Genomic DNA, 26,167 nt, shown 5'->3' with positions numbered 1-26,167 from the left:
TCTGGTTCTCATTCCCCAATCGAACAGGAACGGGCACCCCTGCAAGACCCCTATTAACAACCCGACCTATTAACAACCACCCAACACGCTTACAGCCACAAGGCCAAACCCCCAACATAAACAACGCGTTTAGTTCCTATAGCCCACCGATCAGCTGTATTAATCACAACAACGATTCAAGCCACGCATGGATTTACGAATCTTCTATGCAATAGCACATTTCAATAAATGTAGAAAGCAGGGAAGATACGAATCGCAATAGCCCCAACGACGTGGAATCGAGTGTCCGGAACGGGAGTTGAACCCGTACGCCTGTATATATATAGGCACTAGCACCTCAAGCTAGCGCGTCTACCATTCCGCCACCCGGACAGGTGCGTAATCGCAACGGAGATAATCATAGCATCTCAGGCGGCATCGTGCACTGGGCGATTGGGGGAGCGTGTCGTCGCGGAGAGTGCTTTTCGGCGGCGGGCTGTAGCCTAACACCATGACTGCACCCCTCTTCCTGCTGGATCCCGACCACGATGATTCCCCACTGGCCAGCGATGAGCTCCATACCGGCTGGCGCCTGACCCTGCCAGAGCACATCCGTCGTCATGCCCTGGGCTCCATGAGGCTGAAGAACGGGGATCAGCTCGATCTTTCAGACGGAGGCGGACTGCGTATCAGCGCCCTGGTCAGGGATGCCTCGACGGGCCTGGTGGAGGTCACCGCTGTAGGCCGCCAGGCGCCTCCCGAGAATGAATTGATTCTCGTCCAGGCCTTGGCCAAGGGCGGCAGGGATGAGCTGGCTATTGATATGGCCACCCAGATAGGAGTCGATCAGGTCCTGCCCTGGCAGGCTAATCGGTCCATAGCCAAATGGCGGCCGGGCCGCAACGACCGGCACTGGCAGGCCACCTTGGATGCAGCCACTGAGCAGAGCCGGAGGGCCTACCGTCCTCGACTGCTGGGCAAGGTGGACAGCCGTGGTCTGGCCGCCTGGTGCCGGAAGGCGACCGACCAGGGAAGCCTGGTCCTGGTACTGCACCAGGATGCCGACCTTGGCTGGGATGCGGTCCGCAAGCGCGTAGACAAGCTGCCGGAGAACTCGTCGATCGCCGTGGTCGTGGGCCCAGAGGGCGGGATTGCCGATCAGGAGGTCCAGACCATGATGAGGGAGGGGGCCTTAGCAGTTCGGTTGGGGGGCAACATCCTCCGAGCTGCCCTGGCCGGACCAGTGGCCCTGACCCTGCTGACGGACATGCTGGGTCGTTGGCAGTCGGAAGTCCCTGAGCCCAGCGCATGAAGTCGCCCACAATATACAACCTCGACAATAAGATGGAAAACAGCGAAAAGATCAAAAACAGCAATGTCGGCAAAGAATAAGGAGTGGTCATGAGCGATGACGATCGGCAGGAGGACTGCATTTTCTGCAGAATCGTGGCAGGGGAGGTTCCCAGCGAAAAGGTCTATGAGGATGAGACCGTATACGCTTTCAAGGATGCCAACCCCAAGGCAGCCGTCCATGTCCTGATCGTCCCGCGTCACCACTACGCGTCGGTGGCCGAATTGGCCAAGGCCGACCCTGACACTCTGGCCCACATCGTCCAGGTGGCTCAGCAGATCGCCGACCAGGATTTCCACGGAGCCTATCGACTGATCTTCAACACTGGGGAGAATGCCGGCCAATCGGTCTTCCATGTCCACGCCCACGTCCTGACCGGACAGGTGCTGCCCGAGTGAGGCCCGTGTTCACCATCGTCATCGTGCAGGAAGGGAATCCGTGGCGGTAACTACGCGAACCCTGGAGATTCCGGAGGGGATCGACCCGGTTCAGGTGCTGGGGCCGGAGGATGCAGTCATCGACAGGATCGAGCGTGCTTTCCCGGCAGTGTCCATCCTGGTTCGGGGTAACCGGATCATGCTGCGGGCCCGGGACCGGCAGGGCGACGTTCAGGCGGCCCAGATCCGGGATCTACTGACCGAACTCATGCAGACCGCCGATCAGGTCCCTGTGGATGCCGATCAGGTGGGGCGAATACTGGATCACCGCCGTCTGGGGACCGCCGATGCAACCGATTACTCCCGTCCAGAAGACCAGAAAATTACAGGTAGCAACACGGCAGACCAAACCTATGTAAGCCGCGAACCTCAGGATCGCAATACGACAAGCAGTACTTTTGTGGATAATGCTTCTGCAGACCTCAATTATCATGAGACAGCCGTTGCAGACTCGGAGGGGGATAACGCCCTGGAAGGCATCGACCAACCCCGCCAGGCAGCTCCTGCTGCTCTTCGTCGCCGCCCTCTGACCCAGGCCTCCAAGGGGCCGATCAGGCCCAAGACCGCCGGCCAGTCCGCCTACGTGGCCGCCATGGAAGCGCATACCATCACCTTCGGCATCGGCCCGGCCGGCACCGGCAAGACCTATCTGGCGGTGGCCAAGGCTGTTCAGGAATTCCGGGCCGGACGCATTGGGCGCATCATTCTGACCAGGCCTGCCGTGGAGGCGGGGGAGAGCCTGGGCTTCCTGCCTGGCACCCTCAATGAGAAGGTCGATCCGTATCTGCGGCCCCTCTACGATGCCCTGGCTGACATGCTGGGCACCTCGCGGCTCCACCGCCTTCTGGCCGATGAGACCATTGAGGTGGCTCCGCTGGCCTACATGCGCGGACGCACCCTGAATGATGCCTTCGTCATTCTGGATGAGGCGCAGAACACCACCCGCAGGCAGATGAAGATGTTCCTGACCCGTCTGGGCTTCAACACCAAGATGGTCATCACCGGCGACGTCACCCAGGTGGATCTGGGCGGGCCCGCGTCTGGCCTGGCCACCATCGAACAAGTGCTGCACGGCATCGATGACATCGCCTTCGTGCACCTGCAGGCGGCCGACGTGGTGCGCAATCGGCTGGTCGGGCAGATTGTCCGGGCCTATGACCGCGCCGATCAAGCCCGCAGCCGGGGACGGGAGCGGGCATGAGCGTAGAAGTGACCAACGAGACCCAGTGGCTGATCGACGCCAAGACCTTTTCCGACCTGGGGGTGTGGGTGCTGGACCAGATGCGGGTGAGCACCCAGTCCGACATGACCATCATCTTCAATGATCCTGAGCCCATGGCGGTGCTGCACGAGCGCTGGATGAACTTGGCCGGGCCAACCGATGTCATGAGCTTCCCCATGGACGAGCTGCGCCCCGGAGACGAGAACCATCGGCAGGAGGGCATCCTGGGCGATATCGTCATCTGTCCCTGGGTGGCGGCACAGCAGGCTTTGGCAGCCGGCCATTCCACCATGGAGGAGATGCTGCTGCTGGCCATCCACGGCACCCTGCACCTGCTGGGGTATGACCACGCCAGCAGGGAGCAGGAGGAGCAGATGTTCGGTCTGCAGCGACAACTCTTGCTGACCTTCTTGGCCCTGCGCCAGGGGCCCATTGCGGAGGCCGGTCTGCCGGCCGGGGCTACCAACGCTCTGGAGATCTATGAACGGTACGGCCGTGATGCCCATCGGAGAGGCAAATCCCATGAGTGAGCGGACCATTGCCGCCTTGGTGGTCATGATCCTGGCCGCCATTGCTCTGGTTGTGCTCTCCCTTGCGCTGGCCGAGGCCCAGGGGGCGCTGAACCGGGTGACCCGATCCAGTCTCAACAATTTGATCCTGGGCCTGCAGACCGACCAAGAGCTCAGCCAGTTCTCCAGGATGAAGCGGATTGATCGCATTCATCGGGCCCAGAGTCTGATCTTCCAGCGGCAGGTGACAGGCAGCGCCTGTGCCTTTTTCCGCATCATCTGTGACATCATGGTCGGCGTCCTGGTGGCCTGCATGGCTGCCCTTGGCGGTCTGCCCCTCTGGGAGCAGCTGCTGTGCGGAGTGGTCATGGCCGTTCTGGTGGCCGCCGTCTCCGTCACCTTGGGTCCTCGTGGCCGCTCCCGCCAGCCTATGGAAGCACTGCTCAAGCACGTGCGCCTGGTCGGACTGGCCGTTCTCCTGACGCCCTTCAAACGTCGGCGGCAGGCTGAAGCCCGCTCCCGCAAAAACCATCGCGGCGATCTTTCCGACGACGAGGAGCTGGAGAAGATCCAGATCGAGCAGGGTCGTGCCATGGTCGACCAGCTGGTGGAGGCCGGCGCCTTCGATCCTGAGATCTCCGAGATGCTGAAGAACGTGCTGACCCTGTCGACCACGTTGACGCGCGAGATCATGGTTCCACGAACTGACATGATCTGCATCTCCAAGGATGCCAGCCTGGATTCGGCCCTGAAGCTCTTCTCCCGGTCGGGTTTTTCCCGCATTCCCGCCATCGGGGACGACGTGGATGACCTGGTCGGCATCGTCTACTTGAAGGACGTGGTCCGTGCCCTGGCCTTCAACCACAAGGGCGACAGATCGGTCGCCTCCATCATCCGCCGGCCGGTTTTGGTACCTGAATCCAAGCCGGTGGACGACCTCTTCCACTACATGCAGCGCTCCCGCCACCACCTGGCCGTGGTCGTGGACGAGTACGGGGGCATCGCCGGCCTGGTCACCATTGAGGACGCCATCGAGCAGATCGTGGGTGAGCTGGAGGATGAGCATGACCGGGTCCAGCATGACGAGCCCAAGCAGATCGGCCCGCACACCTGGCAGCTGCCGGTCCGCACGCCCATCGCCGACCTGGAGGAGCTCTACGAGATCACCATCGACGAGGACGACGTGGACACGGTCTATGGCCTGCTGACCAAGCTGCTGGGTTCAGTCCCCGTCTCAGGCTCATCAGCGGTGACACGCGGGATCAGGCTGACCGCAGGCGAGGCGGTTGGCCGCCGCAAGAAGATCGCCACCATCGTGGTCGAGCCAGCCAACGGATCCAGCATCGCCCTGGAGGACGGTGCGGAGCAAGAAGACCAACAGACCGACGGGGATCAACCCGAGCAGGACAGTCAGGAGAATTCATGACCAAGGAAGAACAGAGCGATGCCAAGACGCCGGTCCACCGATCGGGATTCGTGGCAGTAGTGGGCCGCCCCAATGTGGGCAAGTCCACCCTTATGAACGCCCTGGTTGGTAGGCCCATCGCCATCGCCTCCTCCCGGCCGGAGACCACCCGCAAGGCCATCCGGGGAATCATGACTCGTCCCGAGGCCCAGGTGGTCCTGGTGGATACACCGGGCATCCACCGTCCGCGCACCCTCTTGGGCCAGCGTCTCAACGACGTTGTGGAAGCCTCCCTGTCTGATGTTGATGCCATTGCATTTCTGCTGCCTGCCGATCAGGCCATTGGCCCTGGCGATCGCCGCATTCTCAGCCGGTTGCGGTCCGATTTCGCCCGCAAGGACAAGGATGGCAAGTGGACCTGGCGAAAGCCCCTGATCGCGGTGGTGACCAAGATCGACCAGCTGAGCAAGGGTCAACTGGTGGACAAGCTCCTGGAGATTGGCACCTTTGCCGACTTCTCCCAGATTGTTCCGGTCAGCGCCCTGGGGGCTGACAACGTGGACGAGGTGGCCCAGGTGTTGATGGATGCCATGCCCGAGGGTCCTCAACTCTACCCTGACGACCAACTGACCGAGGAACGTCCCGAGGATATGATCGCCGAGCTGGTTCGCGGAGCCTACCTGGAGGAGCTCAACGACGAGCTACCCCACTCCCTGGCCGTCCGCGTGGAGTCTGTCGAGCCGGATCCGGAGGGTGGGCGCGACACTGTTCACATCGGCATTTATGTAGAGCGCGACTCTCAGAAGCCCATCGTCATCGGGCGGGGAGCCGAGCACCTGGTGCGGGTGAAAAAGAAGCTGCGCACCGCCGTCAACCGGACCATGGGTCGCAAGGTCCGGTTGGATCTGCATGTCAAGGTGGCCCGCAACTGGCAGACCGACCCCAAGCAGCTGGAGCGTTTGGGGTTCTGATCGTGCTCAGCGGCGGGGTGCCTGGGCGCGCTTGGCCGTGTACATCTTGGTGTTCAGCAGGTCGGCGTAGCGCTCGATGACCTTGGGCCGGATCACCTTCATGGAGGGGGTCATCAGCCCGTTGTCCTGGGTGAATTCCTCGGGCAGGATGATGAATTTACGCACTGACTCGGCCCGGGAGACGCCCTCATTGGCCCGGTCCACATACTCCTGGACCTCTGCCCGGACCACAGCGTTCTGGGCCGCCTCCTGCAAGGACATGTTGCGATCCAGCCCCTTGGAGGCCAGCCAGGGCCGCAAGGCGGACTCGTTCAGGGTGACCAGGGCCGAGATGAAGGGGCGCTTGTCACCCAGAACCAGGGCCTGGGAGACGATTTCGGAACGCTCGATGACCTCCTCGATGGGCCTGGGGGAGACGTTCTTGCCGCCGGCAGTGATGATCAGGTCCTTCTTGCGCCCGGTCAGGAAGAGGAATCCGTCACGGGAGAGCCGCCCCAGGTCGCCGGTGGCGTACCAGCCATCCTCGGTGAAGGATGCTCGGGTGGCCTCTTCGTTCTTGTGGTAGCGGTGGAATACGCAGACGCCCTTGATCTGTACCTCGTCGTCCGAGGCGATGCGGATGGTGAATCCCGGGAAGGGGATGCCCACTGAACCCCGGTGGTAGGGGGTGCCCAGGGGGTTGAAGGCGCAGGGTGCGGTGGTCTCGGTCAGGCCGTAGCCCTCATAGACCGGAACATTGGCGCCCCGGAAGAACCCCAGCAGCTCCGGGTCCAGGGGAGCGCCTCCGGAGACGATCCACTTGGCCCGTCCGCCCAGGACCTGGCGCAGAGAAGAGTAGACCAGCGGATCATAGAGGGCTCGCCGCAGGGCGCTGCGCTTGGTCGGCCAGCCCTTACGGGAGATGTCCTCCATGTAGGTGCGTGCCGCTCGGGCCGCCCCGTTGAAGATCCTGCCCTTGATGCCATGTCCAGCCTTCTGCGAGGCGGCGTTGTAGACCTTCTCGAAGACCCTGGGCACGCCGATGATGACAGTGGGCTTGGACTCCTGCAGGTCGGGCAGCAGGGTGGCCAGTCCGGAGGAGATGTACACGTGCATGGTCCCGTAGACGACCCCATAGCTGATGGCCCGGGCGAAGGTGTGGGCCTGGGGCAGGAAGAGCAGGATGGATCCATCCGGGTCATGGGTCAGATTGGGGATGAAAGCGTTCAGGTTCCTGGCCAGCTGGCAATAATGCTCATGGGTCATCTCCACACCCTTGGGGGCCGCTGTGGAGCCGGAGGTGTAGACGATGGAGCAGAGGTCGGTCTTGCGGATGGAGTTGATACGCTCGTCAAGTTCGGCGTCGCTGACCGACTCACCATAGGCCTGCAGCTCCTGCAGGGCCCCGGATTCCAAGCAGGCGATCCGCTCCAGGGTGGGGCATTCCTTGTCGGCCCCCTCGGCCTTGGCCCGCATCTCAGCGGTCTGTACCACCAACAGCTTGGCGTCGGAGTTGTTGACAATGAATCGAATCTGCTCGGCTGAATCGGTGTCGTAGATGGTGGCGATGACCCCGCCGATGGACAGGACCGCGGCATCCACGATGTCCCACTCATAGCTGGTCCTGCACATGAAGGCCACGGCATCGCCCTTCTTCAGCCCGTAGTGCAAGAAGCCCTTGGCGGTGGTTCTGATGTCATGCAGAATCTCGCGGCCGGTCCGGTAGGTCCAGCTGCCGTTCTCCACAAAGTGCAGGACCGGCTGGTCGGGGGTGCGACGGGCCCGGTCGGCGTAGATGTCATAGACGGTCATGTCGTCTGGCACCGGTCCCATGCCGGCGGTGGTGGCCGAGAGCAGTCCCGAGGCCGGATCCATGTGCGTGGTGGTGGCGTAGTCAGCCGACCAGAAATGCGTGTTGGGCAGGGCGAGGGCTTCCTGGGCGGCACCTGATTGATCCGCGGCATCCTCGCCGGTCGGTCCCTCCCCATGACCCACCTGGTGTGCCACAAAAGATTTGACCGATGCTAGTAACGACACGTTGTCTCCTTCAATAATCGCGGGATATGTCCAGAATAGTCGCCCACTTGGAGAAGGGTGGGCCCGGTGCTAAAGTAGGCTCGTTGCTTTGGCGAGGGAGGCTCTCATGGCCTCCGTTATCGACTCGGCTGGATCATCGGCGGCCTTTCCTTATGGGCGGTCCGGAATCCGACGCGGCGATGCGCCAGGACCGGCCCAGGTCGGTCTTGAGGAACCACTCAAGGAAGGAAGCCAACATGGCTAACACAATTAAGCTCGAGGGCGAAGTCCGCGACCAATTCGGCAAGGGGGCGGCCCGCCGCATGCGCGTGGCCCAGCAGATCCCTGCCACCATCTACGCCGGCGGTGCCCAGCCCGACTACATCAAGCTGCCCATGCGCGAGACCACTCTGGCCCTGCGCCGCGCCAACGCCCTCTTCTCCATCAGCTTCGGCGGACAGACCAAGACCGCCGTGGTCAAGGACGTGCAACGCAACCCGGTCAAGCGCCAGGTGGAGCACATCGACTTCTATGAGGTCCGCGCCGGCGAGAAGGTCACCGTGGAGGTGCCTGTCTTCGTCAGCGGCGAGACCAAGGGTGCTGCCGTGGCCCTGATCGACACCCAGAACCTGCAGGTCCGTGCCGACGTGTCCAACCTGCCCGAGCGCATCGATATCAGCGTGGAGGGCCTGTCCGAGGGCGACAAGATCCTGGCCAAGGACGTCAAGCTGCCCGAGGGCTCCGAGCTGGTCATCGACGATATGGAGGAATCCATCGTCTCCGTCGAGATCCCCAAGGAGGAGAGCCTGGAGACCCCCACCGAGGAGACCGAACAGGCCGATGCGGAAGCTGCTCCGGAGGACGACGCCCAGAGCGAGTGAGTCCAGAGGTTTGTTGTGCAAGGCCATGGGATCATCAGGATCCTGTGGCCTTTTTGCTTATGACGGTCACTATGCGAAATGTCTTGAACAGGTCAAGGCCTGCCTATGCGATAGTTCGGGTACCGGGCATCGCCATAAGCATTACACCCGAGCAACCAAATACAGTAGCAAGAAGAAGTGGTAGACAATGGCAGAGCAATCACATCACGACCCGAAGGCACTCAATGAGTTGGCGGACGCTTTCAAGGTCATTCCCAACGATCATCCCGCCTCTGACGAGGAGCGTGCCCGGCTGATTGACAAGCCCGCCTTCGGCCAGCTCTTCTCTGACAACATGGCCCACATGGGATGGACTTCGGATGACGGTTGGAAGGATCGCAGGGTTGAGCCCTATGGACCGCTCAGCCTGGATCCGGGGGCCTCGGTCCTCCACTACGCCCAGGAGGCCTTCGAGGGACTCAAGGCCTACTACCACGACGACGGCTCCATCTGGCTCTTCCGCCCCGATGCCAACGCCCAGCGCTTCTACAATTCAGCCAAGCGTCTGGCCCTGCCCCCGCTTGAGCCCAATGACTTCCTGGGTTCGGTCGCGGCCCTGGTTCGCCGTGACGCGGCCTGGGTGCCCAAGCGGCGTGAGTATACGCTCTATATGCGCCCCTATATGTTCGCCTCCGAGCCTTTCCTGGGCGTGCGCGCCCCGCATGCGGTGGACTATTGCGTCATCGCCTCGCCCTCGGGACCCTACTTCGCCGGCGGCGTCAAGCCGGTCAGCATCTGGGTGGAGGACAAGTGGTTCCGTACCGGTCCCGGCGGCACCGGCTTCGCCAAGTGCGGCGGCAACTATGCGGCCTCCCTGCTGGGCGAGAACCGCGGCGTCGAGCACGGCTGCGAGCAGGTCTGCTTCGTCGACGCGGCTACCAAGACCTATCTGGAGGAGCTGGGCGGCATGAACATGTTCACCGTCCACAAGGACGGACACCTGGAGACCCCCAGCCTGACCGGAACCATTCTGCCCGGCGTCACCCGCAACTCTCTGATCGCCCTGGCCCAGGACCACGGTCGTGACGTGGTGGAGACTATGATCCGCCTGGATACCCTGCTGGACGACATCCGCTCCGGCGAGGTCACCGAGGTGTTCGCCTGCGGAACCGCCGCCATCATCACCCCGATCGGGCGCTTCAAGTCCGAGAACTTCGACGTTCAGGTGGCCGACGGTGGCTCAGGCAAGGTCACCATGGACTTCCGTAACGAGCTCCTGGGCATCCAGCTGGGCGAGATCGAGGATCCGCATGACTGGATGTGGAAGGTCTGCTGAGCGCTGACCTCATTCCTGCCTGACAGGTCTTGCAGGGAAGGCGACTTCAGGGCGACATTTCGCCTTGGGTCGCCTTCCTTCGTTTTTGTGGCCTTGCGCACATCACCGGCCTGTTCAGCTTCGGGGTTGGCTAATCTATAGACGGACTTGAGTGCAGGACGGTTCCGGGAGGAGAAGCGCGGGATGAAGACGGCCTTGGAGGGGAACCTGATCTTCATGGTCATCGAGTACCTGGGTATCTTCAGCTGCGGGCTTTCGGGTGGTCTGGCTGCCGTACGCAAAGGGTACGACATCATCGCCATCCTGCTGGTCTCCTGGATCAGTGCCCTGGGAGGCGGGGTGGTGCGCGATGTCCTGCTGGGTCAGGTGCCGCCCAGCGGCATCACCGACAAGGGTTCGGTCATCGTCACCCTGGCCTCCGGCCTGGTGGTGGCTGTCGCCCATCCCGAAATCAGCAGGATGACCTGGTCCATGCTGGTCACTGATGCCATGGCCCTGGGATCCTTCGCGGTCAACGGGACCGCCAAAGCCCTGATGTGTGGAACCGGCGGCATGACGGCCATCTTCATGGGCATGGCTACGGCCCTGGTCGGCGGCCTGCTGCGAGACATTCTCCTCAATCAGGTACCAGCGGTCATTCAGGATCAGCATTGGTATGCGCTGCCTTCCTTGGTTGGTTGCCTGCTGACCCTGGCCTCTGTGCGCGCCCAGCAGCATGGGCTTTATCCGGCCCGCGTAGATATGATCCTGGATCTGGCCATTGTGGCCCTGGTGGTCGTCCTGCGCATCATCTCGGTGAAATTCGACATCCTGGTGCCTGGAGCTATGAACCGGCGTTCAGCCCGGCTGTCGCTCAACGACGCCCAGTTGGCCAGGGCCATCCGTCATCTGATGCGCGGCCGCTCGGACATCAGCGTCACCATCAAGCACACCGACGAGGATGCCGATGAGGATCCGGATATGAATTCGGATACCAAAAAGGGCCGCTGACCCAAGCGCTTGGATCAGCGGCCCTTGTGGGGCACCCGGTTCAGAGGGCGTTGACGGCGTTGGCCAGACCGGACTTGCGGTTGGCGGCCTGATTGCGGTGGATCACACCCTTGCCGGCGGCCTTGTCCAGACGGCGGGCGGCCACCTGGAAGGCAGCCTGAGCGGCCTCCTTGTCACCGGCATCCACGGCCTTGCGCACGGAACGCACCGAGGTCTTGATTGCGCTCTTGACCTCCTTGTTGCGCAGGTGCGCCTTTTCGTTGGTGATGACCCGCTTCTTCTGCGACTTGATGTTTGCCAATGTTGCTCCAAACGATGAATGTATCTGTACAGACAAACCACCATGATAGCACCCGACCGGGAGAAGAATCCTCCTGAAGCAGGCGCTTCGGCCCAGGGCATCGTCTAGAATCGTTAGACCAGACGTACGTGAGGAGAGCAGACCGGTGCAGGAAGCCAAGAACCAACCAGGATTCACCGACCAATCGCTGATCCGCAACTTCTGCATCATCGCCCACATCGATCACGGCAAATCCACGGTGGCCGACCGGATCCTGCAACTGAGCGGGATCGTGCCCAAGCGCGAGATGCACGACCGGTTCCTGGACAGGATGGACATCGAGCAGGAGCGCGGCATCACCATCAAGTCCCAGGCCGTTCGCCTGCCCTGGGTCAAGGACGGAGTCGAATACACCCTGGGCATGATAGACACCCCAGGCCATGTGGATTTCACCTACGAAGTTTCCCGGGCCCTGGAGGCCTGCGAGGGTGCGGTTCTGCTGGTGGACGCCACCCAGGGCATCGAGGCGCAGACCCTCTCCAACCTCTATATGGCCCTGGAGGATGACCTGACCATCATCCCCGTCCTCAACAAGATCGACCTGCCCTCGGCCGAGCCGGACAAGCACGCCGAGGAGATCGCCAACCTGATCGGCTGCTCCACGGACGAGGTGTTGCGGGTATCGGGCAAAACCGGCCAGGGGGTTCGCGAGCTGGTGGACCGCATCGTGGATCAGGTGCCGGCCCCCAAGGGGGATCCCAAGGCTCCGGCCCGGGCTCTGATCTTCGACTCGGTCTACGACTCCTACCGGGGGATCGTCACCTACATCAGGATGGTGGACGGCGAGCTCAAGGCGCGGCAGAAAATCCGCATGATGGGCCGGGCGACCGTGCACGACCCCATCGAGTTGGGCGTGATCAGTCCGGACATGACCCCCACCAAGGCCCTGGGGGCCGGGGAGGTCGGCTACGTGATCACCGGCGTCAAGGACGTCAGCCAGTCCAAGGTGGGCGACACGGTCACCACCGAGGCCAACCCGGCCAAGGAGCCCCTGCCCGGCTATCAGGACCCTCAGCCCATGGTCTATTCCGGGCTCTTTCCCATCGACAACGCCCAGTTCCCCGAGCTGCGTGACGCCTTGGACAAGCTCAAGCTCAACGATGCCGCACTGGTCTATGAGCCGGAGACCTCGGTGGCCCTGGGCTTTGGCTTCCGTTGCGGCTTCCTGGGGCTGCTGCACATGGAGATCGTCACCGAGCGCCTGAGCAGGGAGTTCGGCATGGACCTGATCGCCACGGCTCCCAACGTCACCTACCAGGTGACCATGGAGGACGGCAGTGAGCACACGGTGACCAACCCCAGCGAGTTCCCCGACGGCAAGGTCCGTCAGATTCTGGAGCCTGTGGTCAGCGCCGACATCATCACCCCCAAGGAGTTCATCGGACCGGTCATGGAGCTCTGCCAGGATCATCGCGGGCAGATGGGGACCATGGAGTATCTGAGTCCCGAGCGTGTCGAGATGCACTACAAGATGCCCCTGGCCGAGATCGTCTTCGACTTCTTCGACCAGCTGAAGAGCCGGACCAAGGGCTACGCCAGCCTGGACTACCAGCCCGACGGCACCCAGTCCGCCGACCTGGTCAAGGTGGACATTCTCATCCAGGGGGAGAAGATCGACGCCTTCTCGGCCATCGTCCACAAGGACAAGGCCTACGCCTACGGGGTGATGATGACCAAGAAGCTGCGCAAGCTGATCCCGCGCCAGCAGTTCGAGATCCCCATCCAGGCGGCCATAGGGTCTCGGATCATCGCCCGGGAGACCATCAGCGCCCTGCGCAAGGATGTGCTGGCCAAGTGCTACGGGGGCGACATCACCCGCAAGCGCAAGCTGCTGGAGAAGCAGAAGGCCGGCAAGAAGCGCATGAAGATGCTGGGTCATGTCGAGGTGCCCCAGGAGGCCTTCATCGCCGCTCTGAGCACGGGCCAGGCCCAGGATCGGGACACCAAGGACAAGATCCGTGCCGCCGCCAAGAAGGAGGGCTGAACGGGTGGGATCCTACCAGGTCTACATCCATGTGCCCTTCTGCATGCGCCGCTGCGGCTACTGCGACTTCAATACCTATACGGCCCGGGATCTGGGCGGGGGAGCCAGCCGGGAGCACTACGCCGACCTGGCCATCCAGGAGATGCGCATGGTTCGCGACTGGCAGACCTCCCGAGGGCTGATAGAGCCGCCTGTGTCCACCATCTTCTTCGGCGGTGGCACCCCGACCATTCTGCCCGCTCAGGATCTGGTGCGCATGGTCGAGGCCGTGGCCGACCTCTGGGGTCTGTCTTCGGAGGCTGAAATCACTACCGAGGCCAACCCCGACACCGTGGATCGGGCCTACCTGGCGCAGCTGCTCCGGGGCGGCATCAACCGGGTCTCCTTCGGCATGCAGTCGGCGGTGCCCAGCGTCCTGGCCACCCTGGACCGCACCCATACTCCGGCCAATGTGACCACTGATGTGGCCGCTGCCAAGGACCTGGGACTCAGGGCCAGCGTGGATCTGATTTACGGGACGCCGGGGGAGCGGCTTGAGGATTGGCGGACCAGCCTGCAGGCGGCCCTGAACCTGGGTGTGGACCATGTCTCTGCCTATGCGCTGACCCTGGAGCCCACCACCAAGATGGGCCGTGCCGTGCGCCGGGGCCAGTTGCCCGCCCCCGATGACGACGACGAGGCGACCAAGTACGAGATGGCCGATGACATGCTTTCCCAGGCGGGCCTTTACTGGTACGAGATCTCCAACTGGGCCCGTCCCGGCCAGGAGAGCCGCCACAACCTGGGCTACTGGCACAACGTGGACTGGGCCGGCATTGGGCCCGGCGCACACTCCCACTATCGTGCTCTGGAGGGTCAGGGCCCGGGTATGACACCGGTGGAAGAGGCCCGGGAGTCGGAGTCCATGCCTTCCGTCTCTCCCGGGTTCAGGGCCACAGGAACAACAGCTCAAGAGGCCGATTCCAAGGCACGCTGGTGGCTTTCGCCGGAGCCCGGCCTGGGGGAGCGGCGTGCCCGGGCCATTCGCTCCTGGGACATCGCCCATCCCAGGGACTGGGCCGCCGCCATGGATGCCGGACATGTGCCCTGGCAGGATGCCGAGCTTCTGGGCTGGAGGCAGGACCTTGAGGAGACGGTCATGCTGGCCCTGCGCCTGCCGGAAGGCCTGGGACTGGACCGGCTGACCAGGCAGGCGGGTCGTCCTGCCGATCCGAAGATCCTTAAGGATCTGGTGGACCAGGGGCTCCTGCTGCCCGTAGGTGACAGAATCCAGGTGACCCGCCGGGGCCGCCTGCTCAACGATCTGGTCATCGATCAGGTCCTGGAGGCGGTAGGCATTCGTTAGACACTGCGGAACGTTACATGGATGTCACCTTTGGATGCATTATTCTGTTGATTCACCAATGACCAGGCTCTTCAAGGGTGGAGCATGCCGGCCCCGCCCCCGTCCACGAATGAGGTGATTGCAGTGTCATTCACGGCCCCTCTCGATCTGCACGTCCATGGCCCGCAAGGGCTCTATGACCCTGATACGGAACACGATGCCTGCGGTTTCGGCATGGTGGCCACCCTCAACCGACGGGACGAAAGACTGATCGTCGAGCAGGGCATCCGCGTCCTGGTCAACCTGGACCACCGAGGGGCCGTGGGAGCCGAGCCCAATACCGGTGATGGCGCCGGCATCATGCTCTCCATGCCCGACGAGTTCATGCGCACCCGCGTCTACCGGGATCTGCCTGAAACCGGCCACTATCTGGCGGGCATGGCCTTCTTGGACAGGGACCCGGCGCAGGCCGCCAGCCAGGAGGAGGCCATCGCCTCGATCGCCGGCCAGGAGGGTCTGCGTGTCCTGGCCTGGCGGGCAGTGCCCACCGACCCGGACGGACTGGGTCTGCAGGCCCTGGCCTCCATGCCCCGCTTCCTCATGCCCATCATGTGCGACGCCGAGCCGGATGGCCGCGGGGGACTGGCGCTGGAGCGGCTGGGCTACCGGGTCCGCAAGCGGGCCGAGCATGAGCTGGGCGTCTACTTCGCCTCCCTGTCCTGCCGGACCATCACCTACAAGGGCATGCTGACCACTAAGCAGCTGCAGGGCTTCTTCCCCGACCTGAGCGATCCGGCCATGAAGGCCCGCCTGGCCATCGTCCACTCCCGCTTCTCCACCAACACCTTCCCCTCCTGGCCCCTGGCCCAGCCCTTCAGGATGATCGCCCACAACGGGGAGATCAATACCATCCAGGGAAACCGCAACTGGATGTCGGCCCGCGAAGGAAAGCTGAGCTCGGAGCTGCTGGGCGACATGGCCCCGCTGCTGCCGGTCAACACCCCAGGAGCCTCAGACTCGGGCACCTTCGACGAGACCCTGGAGCTGCTCCACCTGGCCGGCCGGTCCCTGCCGCATGCCGTCTCCATGATGATGCCTCCGGCCTGGCAGCAGGATCCGGACATGGACCCTGATCTGAAGGCCTTCTACCAGTACAACGACACCCTGATCGAGCCCTGGGACGGCCCGGCGGCCATCGTCTTCACCGACGGGACCCTGGTGGGCGCCCAGCTGGACCGTAATGGCCTGCGCCCGGGACGTTGGCAGCTGACCGATGACGGTCACCTGGTCCTGGCCTCGGAGGCCGGCGTCCTGGAGGATACGCCCCAGGAATCCATTGTCGCCAAGGGCAGGCTGGAGCCGGGACGCATGTTCCTGGCCGACACCAAAGAGGGCCGGATCGTGCCTGACAGCGAGATCAAGCACCAGTTGGCCAGTCTGCACCCCTACAGGAAGTGGATTGCCGAACGTACCGTCCGCCTGGACGACCTGCCCGAGCGCGAGCACGTCAATTACTCGCGCATCTCGGTCCACCGCAGACAGCAGGCCTTCGGCTACACCCGGGAGGATCTGACTATGCTGCTGGGGCCCATGGCCGAAACCGGCAAGGAGCCCATCGGGTCCATGGGCAATGATGCGCCCATCGCTGTGCTCTCACGGCGGTCACGTATGCTCTTCGACTACTTCACCCAGAAGTTCGCCCAGGTCACCAACCCGCCCCTGGACTGGGAGCGCGAGGAGCTGGTCACCAGCATCGCCTCGGCCATCGGCCCCGAGCCCAACCTTCTGGAGGACACCCCCGAGCACGCCTGGAAGATCCACATCGACCTGCCGGTGGTGGACTCCGTCCAGATGGCACAGATCAAGCGCCTGGACCGGGCGCCGGTCCTGGAAGGCCGCTTCCGCCCCCGCCTGATCCGCGGCCTCTACCAGGTGGCCGGCGGCGGCAAGGCCCTTGAGGAGCGTCTGGAAGCCATCGAAAGAGAGGTGGATCAGGCCATCGAGGAGGGCTGCAATGTTCTTGTCCTCTCTGACCGGGATTCCAACCACATCTGGGGGCCCATACCCTCTCTGTTGCTGACCGGGGCCGTCCAGCACCACCTGCTCCGTCGGCACACCCGCACCCAGGTCTCCCTGGCGGTGGAGGCCGGTGACGTGCGCGAGGTCCACCATGTGGCCCTGCTGATCGCTTATGGCGCCGCCTGCGTCAATCCCTATCTGGCTCTGGAGTCCGTGGAGAACCTGGCCAACAGCGGCGACCTGCATGTGGATGCGAAAAATGCCTCCGCCAACCTGGTCCGGGCCCTCAGCACCGGGGTCCTGAAAATCATGAGCAAGATGGGTGTGAGCACCATCATGTCCTACCGTGGCTCCCAGCTCTTCGAGGCCGTCGGACTGAGCCGTGAGGTCATCGACCGCTGGTTCACCGGCACCACCTCCCTGGTGGGCGGCATAGGCCTGGATGAGATCGCCGCCGAGGTGGCCCAGCGCCATCGGGTGGCTTACCCGATCGAGTGGACCGCCGGATCCGGGCATGATCTGGAGACAGGCGGCAACTACCACTGGCGGCGCACCGGCGAGGACCACCTGAACGATCCTGAGTCCATCTTCCTGCTCCAGCAGTCCACCAAGCGCGGTGACTACGAGCTTTTCAGGGCCTATACCGACCATGTGAACGCGGCGGCCAAGCAGGGCATGACCCTGCGCGGGCTCATGGAGCTGCACTCCGACAGGGCGCCCATTCCGCTGGACCAGGTGGAGGCCGCCGAGTCCATCGTCACCCGCTTCTCCACCGGCGCTATGAGCTACGGATCCATCTCCCAGGAGGCCCATGAGACCATGGCCCTGGCCATGAATCGGCTGGGGGCCCGGTCCAACTCCGGCGAGGGCGGCGAGTCGCCGGACCGGATTGCAGACCCGGCTCGGACCAGCCGCATCAAGCAGGTGGCCTCGGCCCGGTTCGGTGTGACCAGCGACTACCTGGTTTCCGCCACCGACCTGCAGATCAAGCTGGCCCAGGGAGCCAAGCCGGGGGAGGGCGGCCACCTTCCCGGTGCCAAGGTCCCGCCCTGGATCGCCCAGGTCAGACGGTCCACCCCCGGGGTCGAGCTCATCTCGCCCCCGCCCCACCACGACATCTACTCGATTGAGGACCTCAAGCAGCTGATCCACGATCTGAAGATGGCCAACCCCCGAGCCAGGATCCACGTCAAGCTGGTCTCCGAGCACGGGGTGGGAACCGTGGCCGCAGGCGTGGCCAAGTGCCATGCCGATGTGGTCCTCATCTCCGGCCAGGACGGCGGCACGGGGGCGGCACCGCTCAACGCCATCAAGCACGCGGGCACCCCCTGGGAGCTGGGCCTGGCCGAGACCCAGCAGACCCTGGTTATGAACGACCTGCGCTCACGGATCGTGGTCCAGTGCGACGGGGAGCTCAAGACCGGCCGTGACGTGGTCATAGCCGCCCTGCTGGGGGCCGAGGAGTTCGGCTTCGCCACCACAGCGCTGCAGGTTGAGGGCTGCGTCATGATGCGGGCCTGCCATAAGAACACCTGCCCGCAGGGCATAGCCACCCAGGATCCGGAGCTGCGCTCGCGCTTCACGGGTCGGCCCGAGGATCTGATCAACTTCTTCATGTTCATGGCCCGCCAGGTGCGGGAGATTCTGGCATCTTTAGGCTTCGCCAGCCTGGAGGAAGCCGTCGGCCATGTGGAGTGCCTGCGCCGGGACCCCTCTGTGCAGACCTGGAAGAGCCAGGGCATTGACCTGGATGCCATCCTGCGCAAGCCTGGCCCCACCCCGGGCACGGTATTGCACCACACCCAGGCCCAGGACCACGAACTGGACAAGTCCCTTGATGTGGACCTGATCAATCAGGCTGTCGATGCCCTGGATGAGGGTCGGCCGGTGGCCATCAAGACAACCGTGCGCAACGTCAACCGGAGCGTGGGCACCATGCTGGGCTACAGGATCACCCGCAAATACGGAGCCGCTGGCCTGCCGCAGAACACTGTGGACATCACGCTGACAGGTTCCGCCGGTCAATCCTTGGGAGCCTTCATCCCCAGGGGCGAGACCATTCGGGTGATCGGCGAGGCCAACGACTATGCAGGCAAGGGCCTGTCCGGCGGTCGTTTGGTCCTCCACGCCGCCCAAGGCGTTCGATTCGACCCGCACCAGACCGTCATCTGCGGCAATGTGGCCGGATTTGGTGCCACCTCGGGCGACATGTTCGTGGCAGGCCGGGCCGGGGAGCGCTTTGCCGTGCGCAATGGTGGCGGTCGCTTCGTGGTCGAGGGCCTGGGCGACCACGGCTGCGAGTACATGACCGGCGGACTGGTGGTCGTTCTGGGTTCCACAGGACGCAACTTCGGTGCCGGCTTCTCGGGAGGGGATGCCTACCTGCTCGACATGGATGCCTCACGGCTCAATCCTGAAGCCTGGAATGATGGCTCCCTGCTGGCCCTGGAGCCTGACCAGGACCAGGCGGCCATGCTCAAGGAACTGATAGCGGAGCATGTCCGGCTGACCGGGTCAAAGGCTGCGGCCGACCTGCTGGAGGACTGGCCAAGCGCGCTGGCCCGGTTCACCCATCTGGTTCCCCGTCGTTATCTGGCCATGAAGAAGGCCATGGAAGAGGCCGAGCGCGAGCAGGTGGACTTCAACGCGCCTGGCGTCTGGGACGCCACCTACGCCCAGGTCATGGAAGGAGCGCACTGATATGGTCGACCCCAAGGGATTCCTCAAGGTACGCACCCGGCACGAGCTCGCCGAGCGCCCGGTCGCTGAACGCCTGAAGGACTGGCGCGACGTGCACCAGACCACTGGCCCCGGGCCCTGGACCGCCGAGCAGGCCGCCCGCTGCATGGACTGCGGCACCCCCTTCTGCATGACCGGCTGCCCCCTGGGCAACCTGATCCCCGAGTTCAACGACCTGCTGTCCCGGGGTCGCTGGGAGGAGGCTTACGAGCGGCTGAGCCTGACCAACAACTTCCCGGAGTTCACCGGACGGATCTGCCCGGCTCCCTGCGAGTCCTCCTGTGTGCTCTCCATCCATCAGCCGGCCACCACCATCAAGCTGGACGAGCAGACCATCATCGACCAGGCCTGGTCCCTGGGTCTGGTCAAGCCCAGACCGCCGCAGCGGCTTACCGACATGACCGTGGCCGTGGCCGGGTCGGGTCCCGCAGGTCTGGCCTGCGCCCAGCAGCTGACCCGGGCCGGACACACGGTGGTGGTCTATGAGCGTGCCGATGCCATAGGCGGACTCCTGCGCTACGGCATCCCCGCCTTCAAGCTGGAGAAGTCCCTGCTGGACCGTCGGCTGGAGCAAATGGAGGCCGAGGGGACCCGATTCCGCACTGGCGTCGAAATCGGCCGAGACCTGGGCTGGGATCAGCTACGGGCCCGTTACGACGCCCTGGTGGTGGCCATCGGTTCCACCGAACCCCGGCGGGTGGACCTGCCTGGACGGGAGCTCAAGGGCATCCACTACGCCATGGACTTCCTGCCCGACCCCACCCGCAAACTCATGGGACGCGAGCCCATCAACAACATCGATGCAGCCGGCAAGGACGTCATCATCATCGGTGGCGGCGACACCGGGTCCGACTGCCTGGGCACGGCCCTGCGAGAGGGCGCCAAGTCGGTCACCGTCCTGCAGATCCGGCCCAAAGAGCCCTCGTCCAGGCCCGATAACCGGCCCTGGCCGACCTACGCCCGGCTCTACAATCCCACCTCTTCCATGGAGGAGGGCGGTCACTACGAGTACGCGGTGGACAGCCTGGAATACCTGGGCGACGGTTCCGATGACCGGATCAACCTGGACCAGACCAGCGCCCCCACCGGCTTCGACCGGGACCATGAGGGACGGGTGCGCGGCGTTCGCGTGGTGGATGTCAGTCGTGACGATCAGGACCGAATCATTCCCCACCCCGACACCGAACGGGTTCTGCCTGCCGACCTGGTGCTGATCAGCATCGGTTTTGCCCATCCGGAGACGGCCACCCTGACCGGACAGACCGGCGTAGGGCTGGACGGACGCGGCAACGTGGCCCGGGATGCCGACTACGCCACCGAACGTGACGGCATCTTCGTCTGCGGTGATGCCGGACGCGGTCAGTCCCTGGTGGTCTGGGCCCTGGCCGAGGGCCGTTCCTGCGCTGCGGCCGTGGACCGGTATCTGACAGGCGCCACTGAGCTGCCTGCTCCTATTCGGGCCGATGCGCGCGCCATGACCCTGCCCGCGGCCGACCGGCGCCCACGCTAATATGAAAAGGTATGGTGCCGATCGAAGGGATGGAGGCAGTGGGATATGACCAACCGCGCTGAACGTAGGGCGCAGGCCAAGCGGAGCCGCCGTGGCGGCAACGATGACCGGAGGATGACGGCCAAGGGCAGGGCCGGAGTGATGGATGAACGGGCCTTGCAGGAGCGCTCCCGTCGGCTGGAGGCTGGCCAGGGCGCCGAGTGGAAGCCCACCGGGCACACCGATGACCTGGTGCAGAAGGACTCCGTGGACCCCAATGACCGCAACCCCCGTCTGCTGAGGGCTCCCAGCGGCGTGCGTCAATGGCTGCGAATCCTGGTCTGGGCCCTGATCATCTGCTCCGGCCTGGCCTTCCTGGTCTGCATGTGGCTGCCCCACGTTCCCATCTGGGCCACCATCGCCATCGCGGCGGTCTTCTGCCTGGGCGTACTGGGACTCTTCCTGGTGGGCGGCAATCGGGACAATCCCCGTCTGGACTCCTACGGAACGGCCCTGTAATCATGAGCGAAAGCGTGGCAGAACAGCAGGCCGTGCGCATGCAGCACGTGGGATTCCGCCGTCAGGGCCGGGTCATACTGGACGATGTCAACCTTGAAGTGGGCCAGGGGCAGAAGTGGGTCCTCTTCGGACCCAACGGCGTGGGCAAATCCACCATGGTCGCCATGATGAGCACCCGAGGCTTCCCCAGCACCGGCAGCGTGGAAATCCTTGGCAACCGGCTGGGCAAGGTGAACGTCTTCTCATACCGGCATCGGATAGGACTGGCCTCGGCCGGTCTGGCCAAGACCATCAGCCCTCAGGAGGATCCCTACGATGTGGTGCTGACCGCCTTCAGCGACACCACCGGCCGTTGGAGGGAGACCTTCACGCCCGAGCAGGAGGAGGCCACCCTGGCCCTGATGGACCGGTTCGGCATCGCCTACCTCAAGGGCAAGCGCATGTACCGGCTCTCCGAGGGGGAGCGCGGCCGTGTGCTGATATGCCGGGCGCTGATGGCCAATCCCGACCTGTTGATCCTGGACGAGCCGACCACCGGGCTGGACCTGGGCGGCCGTGAGCTGGTGCTCAGAGCCTTGAGCGACATTGGCCGTGAAGACAAGGACCGCACGGTCATCCTCGTCACCCATCGACTTGAGGAGATCCCTCTGGGCTTCAACCGGATAGCCATGATGGGCCGGCGTCCTGCCGATACTGCAGACACCGGTGACCCGGATCCGGGCACCATCGTCTACCAGGGCCCCTTGGAGGGCGGACTGACCGGTCCGCGCCTGAGCGAGCTCTTCGGTCTCGACCTGACCGTGGTCCACCGTGACGGACGCTGGGGTGCCTTCGCCGTCTGAATGCCACTGCCTGCTGACCACGTTCTGACACGCCCGTATCAGCTCAAGGAATAGCAGATTCGTTCTCCAAGGTGCGGGTATAGACTGTGGTGGTTTGTCTGCCCGGGGACCGTGGCAGACCTGTATGCGTGAAGGATGTTGACGTGATCAAGATATGGACTCGCTACCTGCGGCCTTACTGGCTCCAGGTGGCCGTTCTGGTGCTCTTTCAGGTGGCGCAGACGGCCTTGAACCTCTACCTGCCCAACCTGCAGGCGGACATCATCGACAAGGGCGTGGCCGTAGGCGACCAGGATGCCATCTACCGGATCGGCTGGCAGATGATGGGGATCACCGCCATCCAGATCGTGGCCAACATAGTCGCCGTCTACTGCGCCACAAGGCTGGCCATGAGGATGGGCTACGAGCTGCGCAGGGACCTGTTCGCCTCGGTGGAGGGCTTCAGCCTCAACGAGATCGAGCGCTTCTCGGCCGGTTCCCTGATCACCCGCACCACCAACGACGTCCAGCAGATGCAGATGACCACCATGCAGACCCTGATGATCATCCTGCAGGCACCGGTCATGCTGATCGGCGGACTGATTCTGGCCCTGCGCCAGGACGGCCCACTGACCTGGTCCCTGGCGGTCATCGTCCCCCTGATTCTCCTGGTGGCCCTGGTGCTCATGGGCAGGATGGGACCCCTGTTCACCCGCCTGCAGAACATGCTGGACTCCGTCAACCGCCTGGTCCGCGAGCAGATCTCCGGCGTGCGGGTCATCCGCGCCTTCGTCCGTGAGAAGACCGAAGCCGCCCGCTTCGACAAGGCCAACCGCGACGTCTACGGCGTCCTGATCTCCACCGGCCGGCTGATGAGCATGATGGTGCCGCTCATGTGGTTCCTGCTGAACATGTCCAACGTGGCCATCATGTGGTTCGGCGGCCGCCGTATCGACTCCGGAGCCATGCAGATTGGTGCCCTGCAGGCCTTCATCCAGTACCTGATGATCATCCTGTCGGGCCTGATGATGGCCGCCATGATGTCGGTCATGCTGCCCAGGGCCGCTGTGGCCGCCCGAAGGATCAACGAGGTCCTGGAGGCCACCAGCGAGATCGCCGCACCCGAGCACCCCTACCGCAACGAGCATCCCCAGGGGCTCTTGGAGTTCAAGCACGTGGACTTCAGCTACCCGGGCGCCCAGGACCCGGTTCTTTCTGACATCTCCTTCACTGCCCGGCCGGGAACGACCACTGCCATCATCGGGGCCACGGGATCCGGCAAGTCCACCATCATTCGACTGGCCAACCGCATGTTCGACGTCACCGACGGCCAGGTCCTGGTGGATGGGCACGACGTGCGTGAGTACGACCCCGACCAGCTGGCCCTGATCTTCGGGCCGGTCCCGCAGAAGGCCACCCTCTTCACCGGCACCATCCGTGACAACATGCAGTACGGGGACCCAGACGCTGACGACGACCGCATCTGGGAAGCCCTGCGCATCGCCCAGGCCGAGGACTTCGTCCGTGAGATCCCCGAGGGCTTGGACGCTCGCGTGGCTGAGGGCGGCACCAACTTCTCTGGCGGGCAGAAGCAGCGGCTCTGCATGGCCAGGGCCATCCTGCGCAACCCCCGCATCTACACCTTCGACGACTCTTTCTCTGCCTTGGATATGACCACCGACCGGGCCCTGCACGAGGCCCTGGTGCCGGTTACTCGCCAGGCCACCCAGATCGTGGTGGCCCAGAGGGCGGCGTCCATACGCCAGGCCGACCAGATTCTGGTCCTGGATCGAGGCCGCATCGTCGGCCGGGGTACCCACGACCAGCTTATGGAGGACTGCCCAACCTACCAGGAAATTGTCCAGTCCCAGGGCGGGCAGGGTCCCGACGTGGAAGAGCTCAGCATTGACGAGGGGAGGGCCGAGTAGATGGCTAAGAACTTGAGCGTAAATACAGACTCGCAGGCCGTGGGCGGCCGCCGTCACACCGTGGGCCGGCTGGTCCACTATCTGCTGGCCAGCCCCTGGAGGGTCATCGTCATGGTCCTCTCCGGCATGATCGCCGTGGCCATGATCGTCATCGGACCCAAGGTCATGGGCGAGGCCACCAACGTCCTCTTCGAGGGGCTGCTGGGATCCATGCTGGTCAAGATGGGCGCCAAGCCCGGCACCCCCAAGCAGGCTGTGGTCACCTACCTGCAATCCCGCGGCCAGGACAAGTTCGCCCGGATGATCGACTCCATGAACGTCCAGGTTGGCGTGGGCATCGACTGGGGACGCTTCGGCACCATCCTCATGTTCGTCATCGGCATCTACCTGATCTCCATCCTGGTCAGGCTGGTGCAGAACTTCCTGATGACCCGGTTGGTCTCCGACGCGGTCTATACCATGCGCAGGCAGATCGAGGACAAGCTGGACCGGCTGCCCCTGCAGTACTTCGACCGGACCCCGCGCGGCGAGGTCATGAGCCGGACCACCAACGACATCGACAACATCTCGGGCACCCTGCAGCAGATCCTGGGCGAGCTGCTCTTCTCGGTCTTCTCCATCATCGGCGCCTTCATCATGATGCTGACCATCTCGCCCCTGCTGACCCTGATCGCCTTCATCATCATCCCGGTCATGGCCCTGTGCGCGGGCATCATCCTCAAGAAGACCCAGCCGCAGTTCACCCGGCAGTGGATCCGCACCGGCCAGGTCAACAGCCACGTGGAGGAAATGTTCTCCGGCCACATGGTGGTCCGGGCCTTCGGCCACCAGCGCAAGGCCGAGGAAGAGTTCGAGGAGCGCAACCAGGAGCTCTACCAGGCCAGCTTCAAGGCCTCCTTCTTCTCCGCTCTGGTCACGCCCATGTCAACCTTCTTCGGCAACCTGAGCTTCGTGATCGTGGTCATCATCGGCGGCGTACACGTGCTCAACGGCAGCATGAGCCTGGGCGGTCTGCAGGCCTTCACCCAGTACACCCGTCAGGCCTCCCAGCCCATCGGTCAGCTGGCCTCCATGGGCACCATGCTCCAGTCCTCCCTGGCCTCCTGCCGCAGGGTCTTCGACTTCCTGGACGAGGCCGAAGAGGTCCCGGACATCGAGCATCCCGACCATCTGGGTCAGGAGACCGGAGGCAAGGTCGAGGGCCATGTCCGCTTCGACCACGTCCGCTTCTCCTACGATCCGGCCGAGCCGCTGATCAAGGACCTGTCCATCGAGGCCAAGCCCGGGCAGACCATCGCCATCGTCGGGCCCACCGGGGCGGGCAAGACAACCCTGGTCAACCTCCTCATGCGTTTCTACGAGATCCAGGGCGGACGCATCACCATCGACGGCGTGGACACCTCCAGGGTGACCCGCCACGACCTGCGCAGCCACTTCGGCATGGTCCTGCAGGACACCTGGCTCTTTGACGGCACCGTCCGCGACAACCTGCTCTACGGGCTGGACGAGGGGCAGACCATCCCCGAGCAGACCATGATCGATGGCGCCAAGGCCACCCACGTGGACGAGTTCATCCGCAAGCTGCCCCAGGGCTACGACACCGTCCTCAACGAGGACAGCAGCGAGCTCAGCCAGGGCGAACGCCAGCTGATGACCATCTGCCGGGCCTTCCTGTCCGACCCGGACATCCTGATCCTGGACGAGGCCACATCCTCGGTGGATACCAGGACCGAACTGCTGGTCCAGCAGGCCATGAACACCCTGCGCAAGGGCAGGACCTCCTTCGTCATCGCCCATAGGCTGTCCACCATCCGCGATGCCGATCTGATCCTGGTGGTCAACCACGGCTCGGTGGTCGAGCAGGGCACCCACGACCAGCTGCTGGAGCGCGGCGGCGCCTATGCCTCCCTCTACAACTCCCAGTTCACCAAGGGCGAGGAGGACTGAGA

Annotated in this window: 19 protein-coding genes and 1 tRNA gene; 17 read left to right on the top strand and 3 right to left on the bottom strand. The window is 63.9% G+C overall.

Annotated elements, in window-relative coordinates:
• Positions 1–283 precede the first annotated feature (283 nt).
• A tRNA-Leu gene (locus tag LPC22_RS07070) sits at positions 284–372 on the bottom strand.
• Positions 373–490: 118 nt separating this feature from the next.
• On the opposite strand from LPC22_RS07070, the gene LPC22_RS07065 reads away from it, so the two are divergent.
• The 6 genes from LPC22_RS07065 (at position 491) to era (ending at position 5,874) form a co-directional block, all read left to right on the top strand.
• Positions 491–1,291, top strand: coding sequence for a 16S rRNA (uracil(1498)-N(3))-methyltransferase (locus LPC22_RS07065; RefSeq protein WP_229133280.1), 801 nt, complete (start codon positions 491–493; stop codon positions 1,289–1,291).
• 89 nt (positions 1,292–1,380) lie between these two features.
• Positions 1,381–1,728, top strand: a complete 348-nt coding sequence (locus LPC22_RS07060; RefSeq protein ID WP_229133279.1) for a histidine triad nucleotide-binding protein — start codon at positions 1,381–1,383, stop codon at positions 1,726–1,728.
• A 40-nt stretch (positions 1,729–1,768) separates the two neighbouring features.
• Positions 1,769–2,968: a PhoH family protein gene (locus tag LPC22_RS07055; RefSeq protein ID WP_229133278.1), complete on the top strand. Its 1,200-nt coding sequence runs from the start codon at positions 1,769–1,771 to the stop codon at positions 2,966–2,968.
• A complete protein-coding gene (gene ybeY / locus LPC22_RS07050; RefSeq protein WP_024627962.1) occupies positions 2,965–3,519 on the top strand; it encodes an rRNA maturation RNase YbeY in 555 nt (184 codons plus the stop codon). The genes LPC22_RS07055 and ybeY overlap by 4 nt, the downstream gene beginning before the upstream one ends.
• Complete coding sequence (locus LPC22_RS07045; RefSeq protein WP_229133277.1) at positions 3,512–4,924, top strand: hemolysin family protein; 1,413 nt, start codon at positions 3,512–3,514, stop codon at positions 4,922–4,924. The genes ybeY and LPC22_RS07045 overlap by 8 nt, the downstream gene beginning before the upstream one ends.
• Positions 4,921–5,874 carry a GTPase Era gene (gene era, locus LPC22_RS07040; RefSeq protein ID WP_229133276.1) on the top strand — a complete coding sequence of 318 codons (954 nt, stop codon included), beginning with the start codon at positions 4,921–4,923 and terminating at the stop codon, positions 5,872–5,874. Before LPC22_RS07045 ends, era begins: the two co-directional genes overlap by 4 nt.
• Before the next feature lie 6 nt (positions 5,875–5,880).
• Here era and LPC22_RS07035 read toward each other — a convergent pair whose 3' ends face one another.
• On the bottom strand, positions 5,881–7,890 hold the full coding sequence (locus tag LPC22_RS07035) for an AMP-dependent synthetase/ligase (RefSeq protein ID WP_024627965.1): 2,010 nt from the start codon (positions 7,888–7,890) through the stop codon (positions 5,881–5,883).
• A 236-nt stretch (positions 7,891–8,126) separates the two neighbouring features.
• On the opposite strand from LPC22_RS07035, the gene LPC22_RS07030 reads away from it, so the two are divergent.
• From LPC22_RS07030 to LPC22_RS07020, 3 genes are all read left to right on the top strand, one after another.
• Positions 8,127–8,750, top strand: coding sequence for a 50S ribosomal protein L25/general stress protein Ctc (locus LPC22_RS07030; protein WP_024627966.1), 624 nt, complete (start codon positions 8,127–8,129; stop codon positions 8,748–8,750).
• A gap of 187 nt (positions 8,751–8,937) precedes the next feature.
• Entirely contained in the window at positions 8,938–10,065 is a 1,128-nt protein-coding gene (locus LPC22_RS07025; RefSeq protein ID WP_024627967.1) for a branched-chain amino acid aminotransferase, read from the top strand.
• A gap of 183 nt (positions 10,066–10,248) precedes the next feature.
• On the top strand, positions 10,249–11,055 hold the full coding sequence (locus LPC22_RS07020) for a trimeric intracellular cation channel family protein (RefSeq protein ID WP_373312916.1): 807 nt from the start codon (positions 10,249–10,251) through the stop codon (positions 11,053–11,055).
• Between the two features lie 40 nt (positions 11,056–11,095).
• Here the strand turns inward: LPC22_RS07020 and rpsT are convergent, their stop codons facing one another.
• The gene (gene rpsT / locus LPC22_RS07015) at positions 11,096–11,356 is read right to left on the bottom strand and encodes a 30S ribosomal protein S20 (protein ID WP_024627969.1); all 261 of its coding nucleotides are present in this window, start codon (positions 11,354–11,356) and stop codon (positions 11,096–11,098) included.
• Between the two features lie 145 nt (positions 11,357–11,501).
• Between rpsT and lepA the strand changes: the two genes are divergently transcribed.
• The 8 genes from lepA (at position 11,502) to LPC22_RS06975 (ending at position 26,165) form a co-directional block, all read left to right on the top strand.
• The gene (lepA, locus tag LPC22_RS07010) at positions 11,502–13,379 is read left to right on the top strand and encodes a translation elongation factor 4 (protein WP_229133274.1); all 1,878 of its coding nucleotides are present in this window, start codon (positions 11,502–11,504) and stop codon (positions 13,377–13,379) included.
• A gap of 4 nt (positions 13,380–13,383) precedes the next feature.
• The gene (gene hemW, locus LPC22_RS07005) at positions 13,384–14,724 is read left to right on the top strand and encodes a radical SAM family heme chaperone HemW (protein ID WP_284143470.1); all 1,341 of its coding nucleotides are present in this window, start codon (positions 13,384–13,386) and stop codon (positions 14,722–14,724) included.
• Positions 14,725–14,847: 123 nt separating this feature from the next.
• On the top strand, positions 14,848–19,422 hold the full coding sequence (gene gltB / locus LPC22_RS07000; protein ID WP_229133273.1) for a glutamate synthase large subunit: 4,575 nt from the start codon (positions 14,848–14,850) through the stop codon (positions 19,420–19,422).
• Between the two features lies 1 nt (position 19,423).
• Positions 19,424–20,971 carry a glutamate synthase subunit beta gene (locus tag LPC22_RS06995; protein WP_229133272.1) on the top strand — a complete coding sequence of 516 codons (1,548 nt, stop codon included), beginning with the start codon at positions 19,424–19,426 and terminating at the stop codon, positions 20,969–20,971.
• A 45-nt stretch (positions 20,972–21,016) separates the two neighbouring features.
• Positions 21,017–21,469 (top strand): hypothetical protein, encoded by a 453-nt coding sequence (locus LPC22_RS06990; protein WP_024627974.1) that lies wholly within the window; start codon positions 21,017–21,019, stop codon positions 21,467–21,469.
• Positions 21,470–21,471: 2 nt separating this feature from the next.
• Positions 21,472–22,311 carry an ABC transporter ATP-binding protein gene (locus LPC22_RS06985; protein ID WP_229133271.1) on the top strand — a complete coding sequence of 280 codons (840 nt, stop codon included), beginning with the start codon at positions 21,472–21,474 and terminating at the stop codon, positions 22,309–22,311.
• Between the two features lie 128 nt (positions 22,312–22,439).
• Positions 22,440–24,218 (top strand): ABC transporter ATP-binding protein, encoded by a 1,779-nt coding sequence (locus LPC22_RS06980; protein WP_229133270.1) that lies wholly within the window; start codon positions 22,440–22,442, stop codon positions 24,216–24,218.
• On the top strand, positions 24,219–26,165 hold the full coding sequence (locus LPC22_RS06975; RefSeq protein WP_229133269.1) for an ABC transporter ATP-binding protein: 1,947 nt from the start codon (positions 24,219–24,221) through the stop codon (positions 26,163–26,165).
• Positions 26,166–26,167 lie beyond the last annotated feature (2 nt).

It is taken from the genome of Bifidobacterium mizhiense (assembly GCF_020884755.1).
Taxonomy (GTDB): Bacteria; Actinomycetota; Actinomycetes; order Actinomycetales; family Bifidobacteriaceae; genus Bombiscardovia; species Bombiscardovia mizhiensis.
This window is presented reverse-complemented; position numbering and strand designations above follow the sequence as displayed.

Excerpts from the sequence above, each read along its gene's own strand:
- LPC22_RS06975 (WP_229133269.1), top strand. The coding sequence starts at position 24,219 with ATGGCTAAGAACTTGAGCGTAAATACAGACTCGCAGGCCGTGGGCGGC.
- LPC22_RS07020 (WP_373312916.1), top strand. The coding sequence starts at position 10,249 with ATGAAGACGGCCTTGGAGGGGAACCTGATCTTCATGGTCATCGAGTAC.
- LPC22_RS06995 (WP_229133272.1), top strand. The coding sequence starts at position 19,424 with ATGGTCGACCCCAAGGGATTCCTCAAGGTACGCACCCGGCACGAGCTC.
- era (WP_229133276.1), top strand. The coding sequence starts at position 4,921 with ATGACCAAGGAAGAACAGAGCGATGCCAAGACGCCGGTCCACCGATCG.
- LPC22_RS07060 (WP_229133279.1), top strand. The coding sequence starts at position 1,381 with ATGAGCGATGACGATCGGCAGGAGGACTGCATTTTCTGCAGAATCGTG.
- LPC22_RS07065 (WP_229133280.1), top strand. The coding sequence starts at position 491 with ATGACTGCACCCCTCTTCCTGCTGGATCCCGACCACGATGATTCCCCA.
- LPC22_RS07025 (WP_024627967.1), top strand. The coding sequence starts at position 8,938 with ATGGCAGAGCAATCACATCACGACCCGAAGGCACTCAATGAGTTGGCG.
- LPC22_RS06990 (WP_024627974.1), top strand. The coding sequence starts at position 21,017 with ATGACCAACCGCGCTGAACGTAGGGCGCAGGCCAAGCGGAGCCGCCGT.
- LPC22_RS07045 (WP_229133277.1), top strand. The coding sequence starts at position 3,512 with ATGAGTGAGCGGACCATTGCCGCCTTGGTGGTCATGATCCTGGCCGCC.
- LPC22_RS06985 (WP_229133271.1), top strand. The coding sequence starts at position 21,472 with ATGAGCGAAAGCGTGGCAGAACAGCAGGCCGTGCGCATGCAGCACGTG.
- ybeY (WP_024627962.1), top strand. The coding sequence starts at position 2,965 with ATGAGCGTAGAAGTGACCAACGAGACCCAGTGGCTGATCGACGCCAAG.
- LPC22_RS07030 (WP_024627966.1), top strand. The coding sequence starts at position 8,127 with ATGGCTAACACAATTAAGCTCGAGGGCGAAGTCCGCGACCAATTCGGC.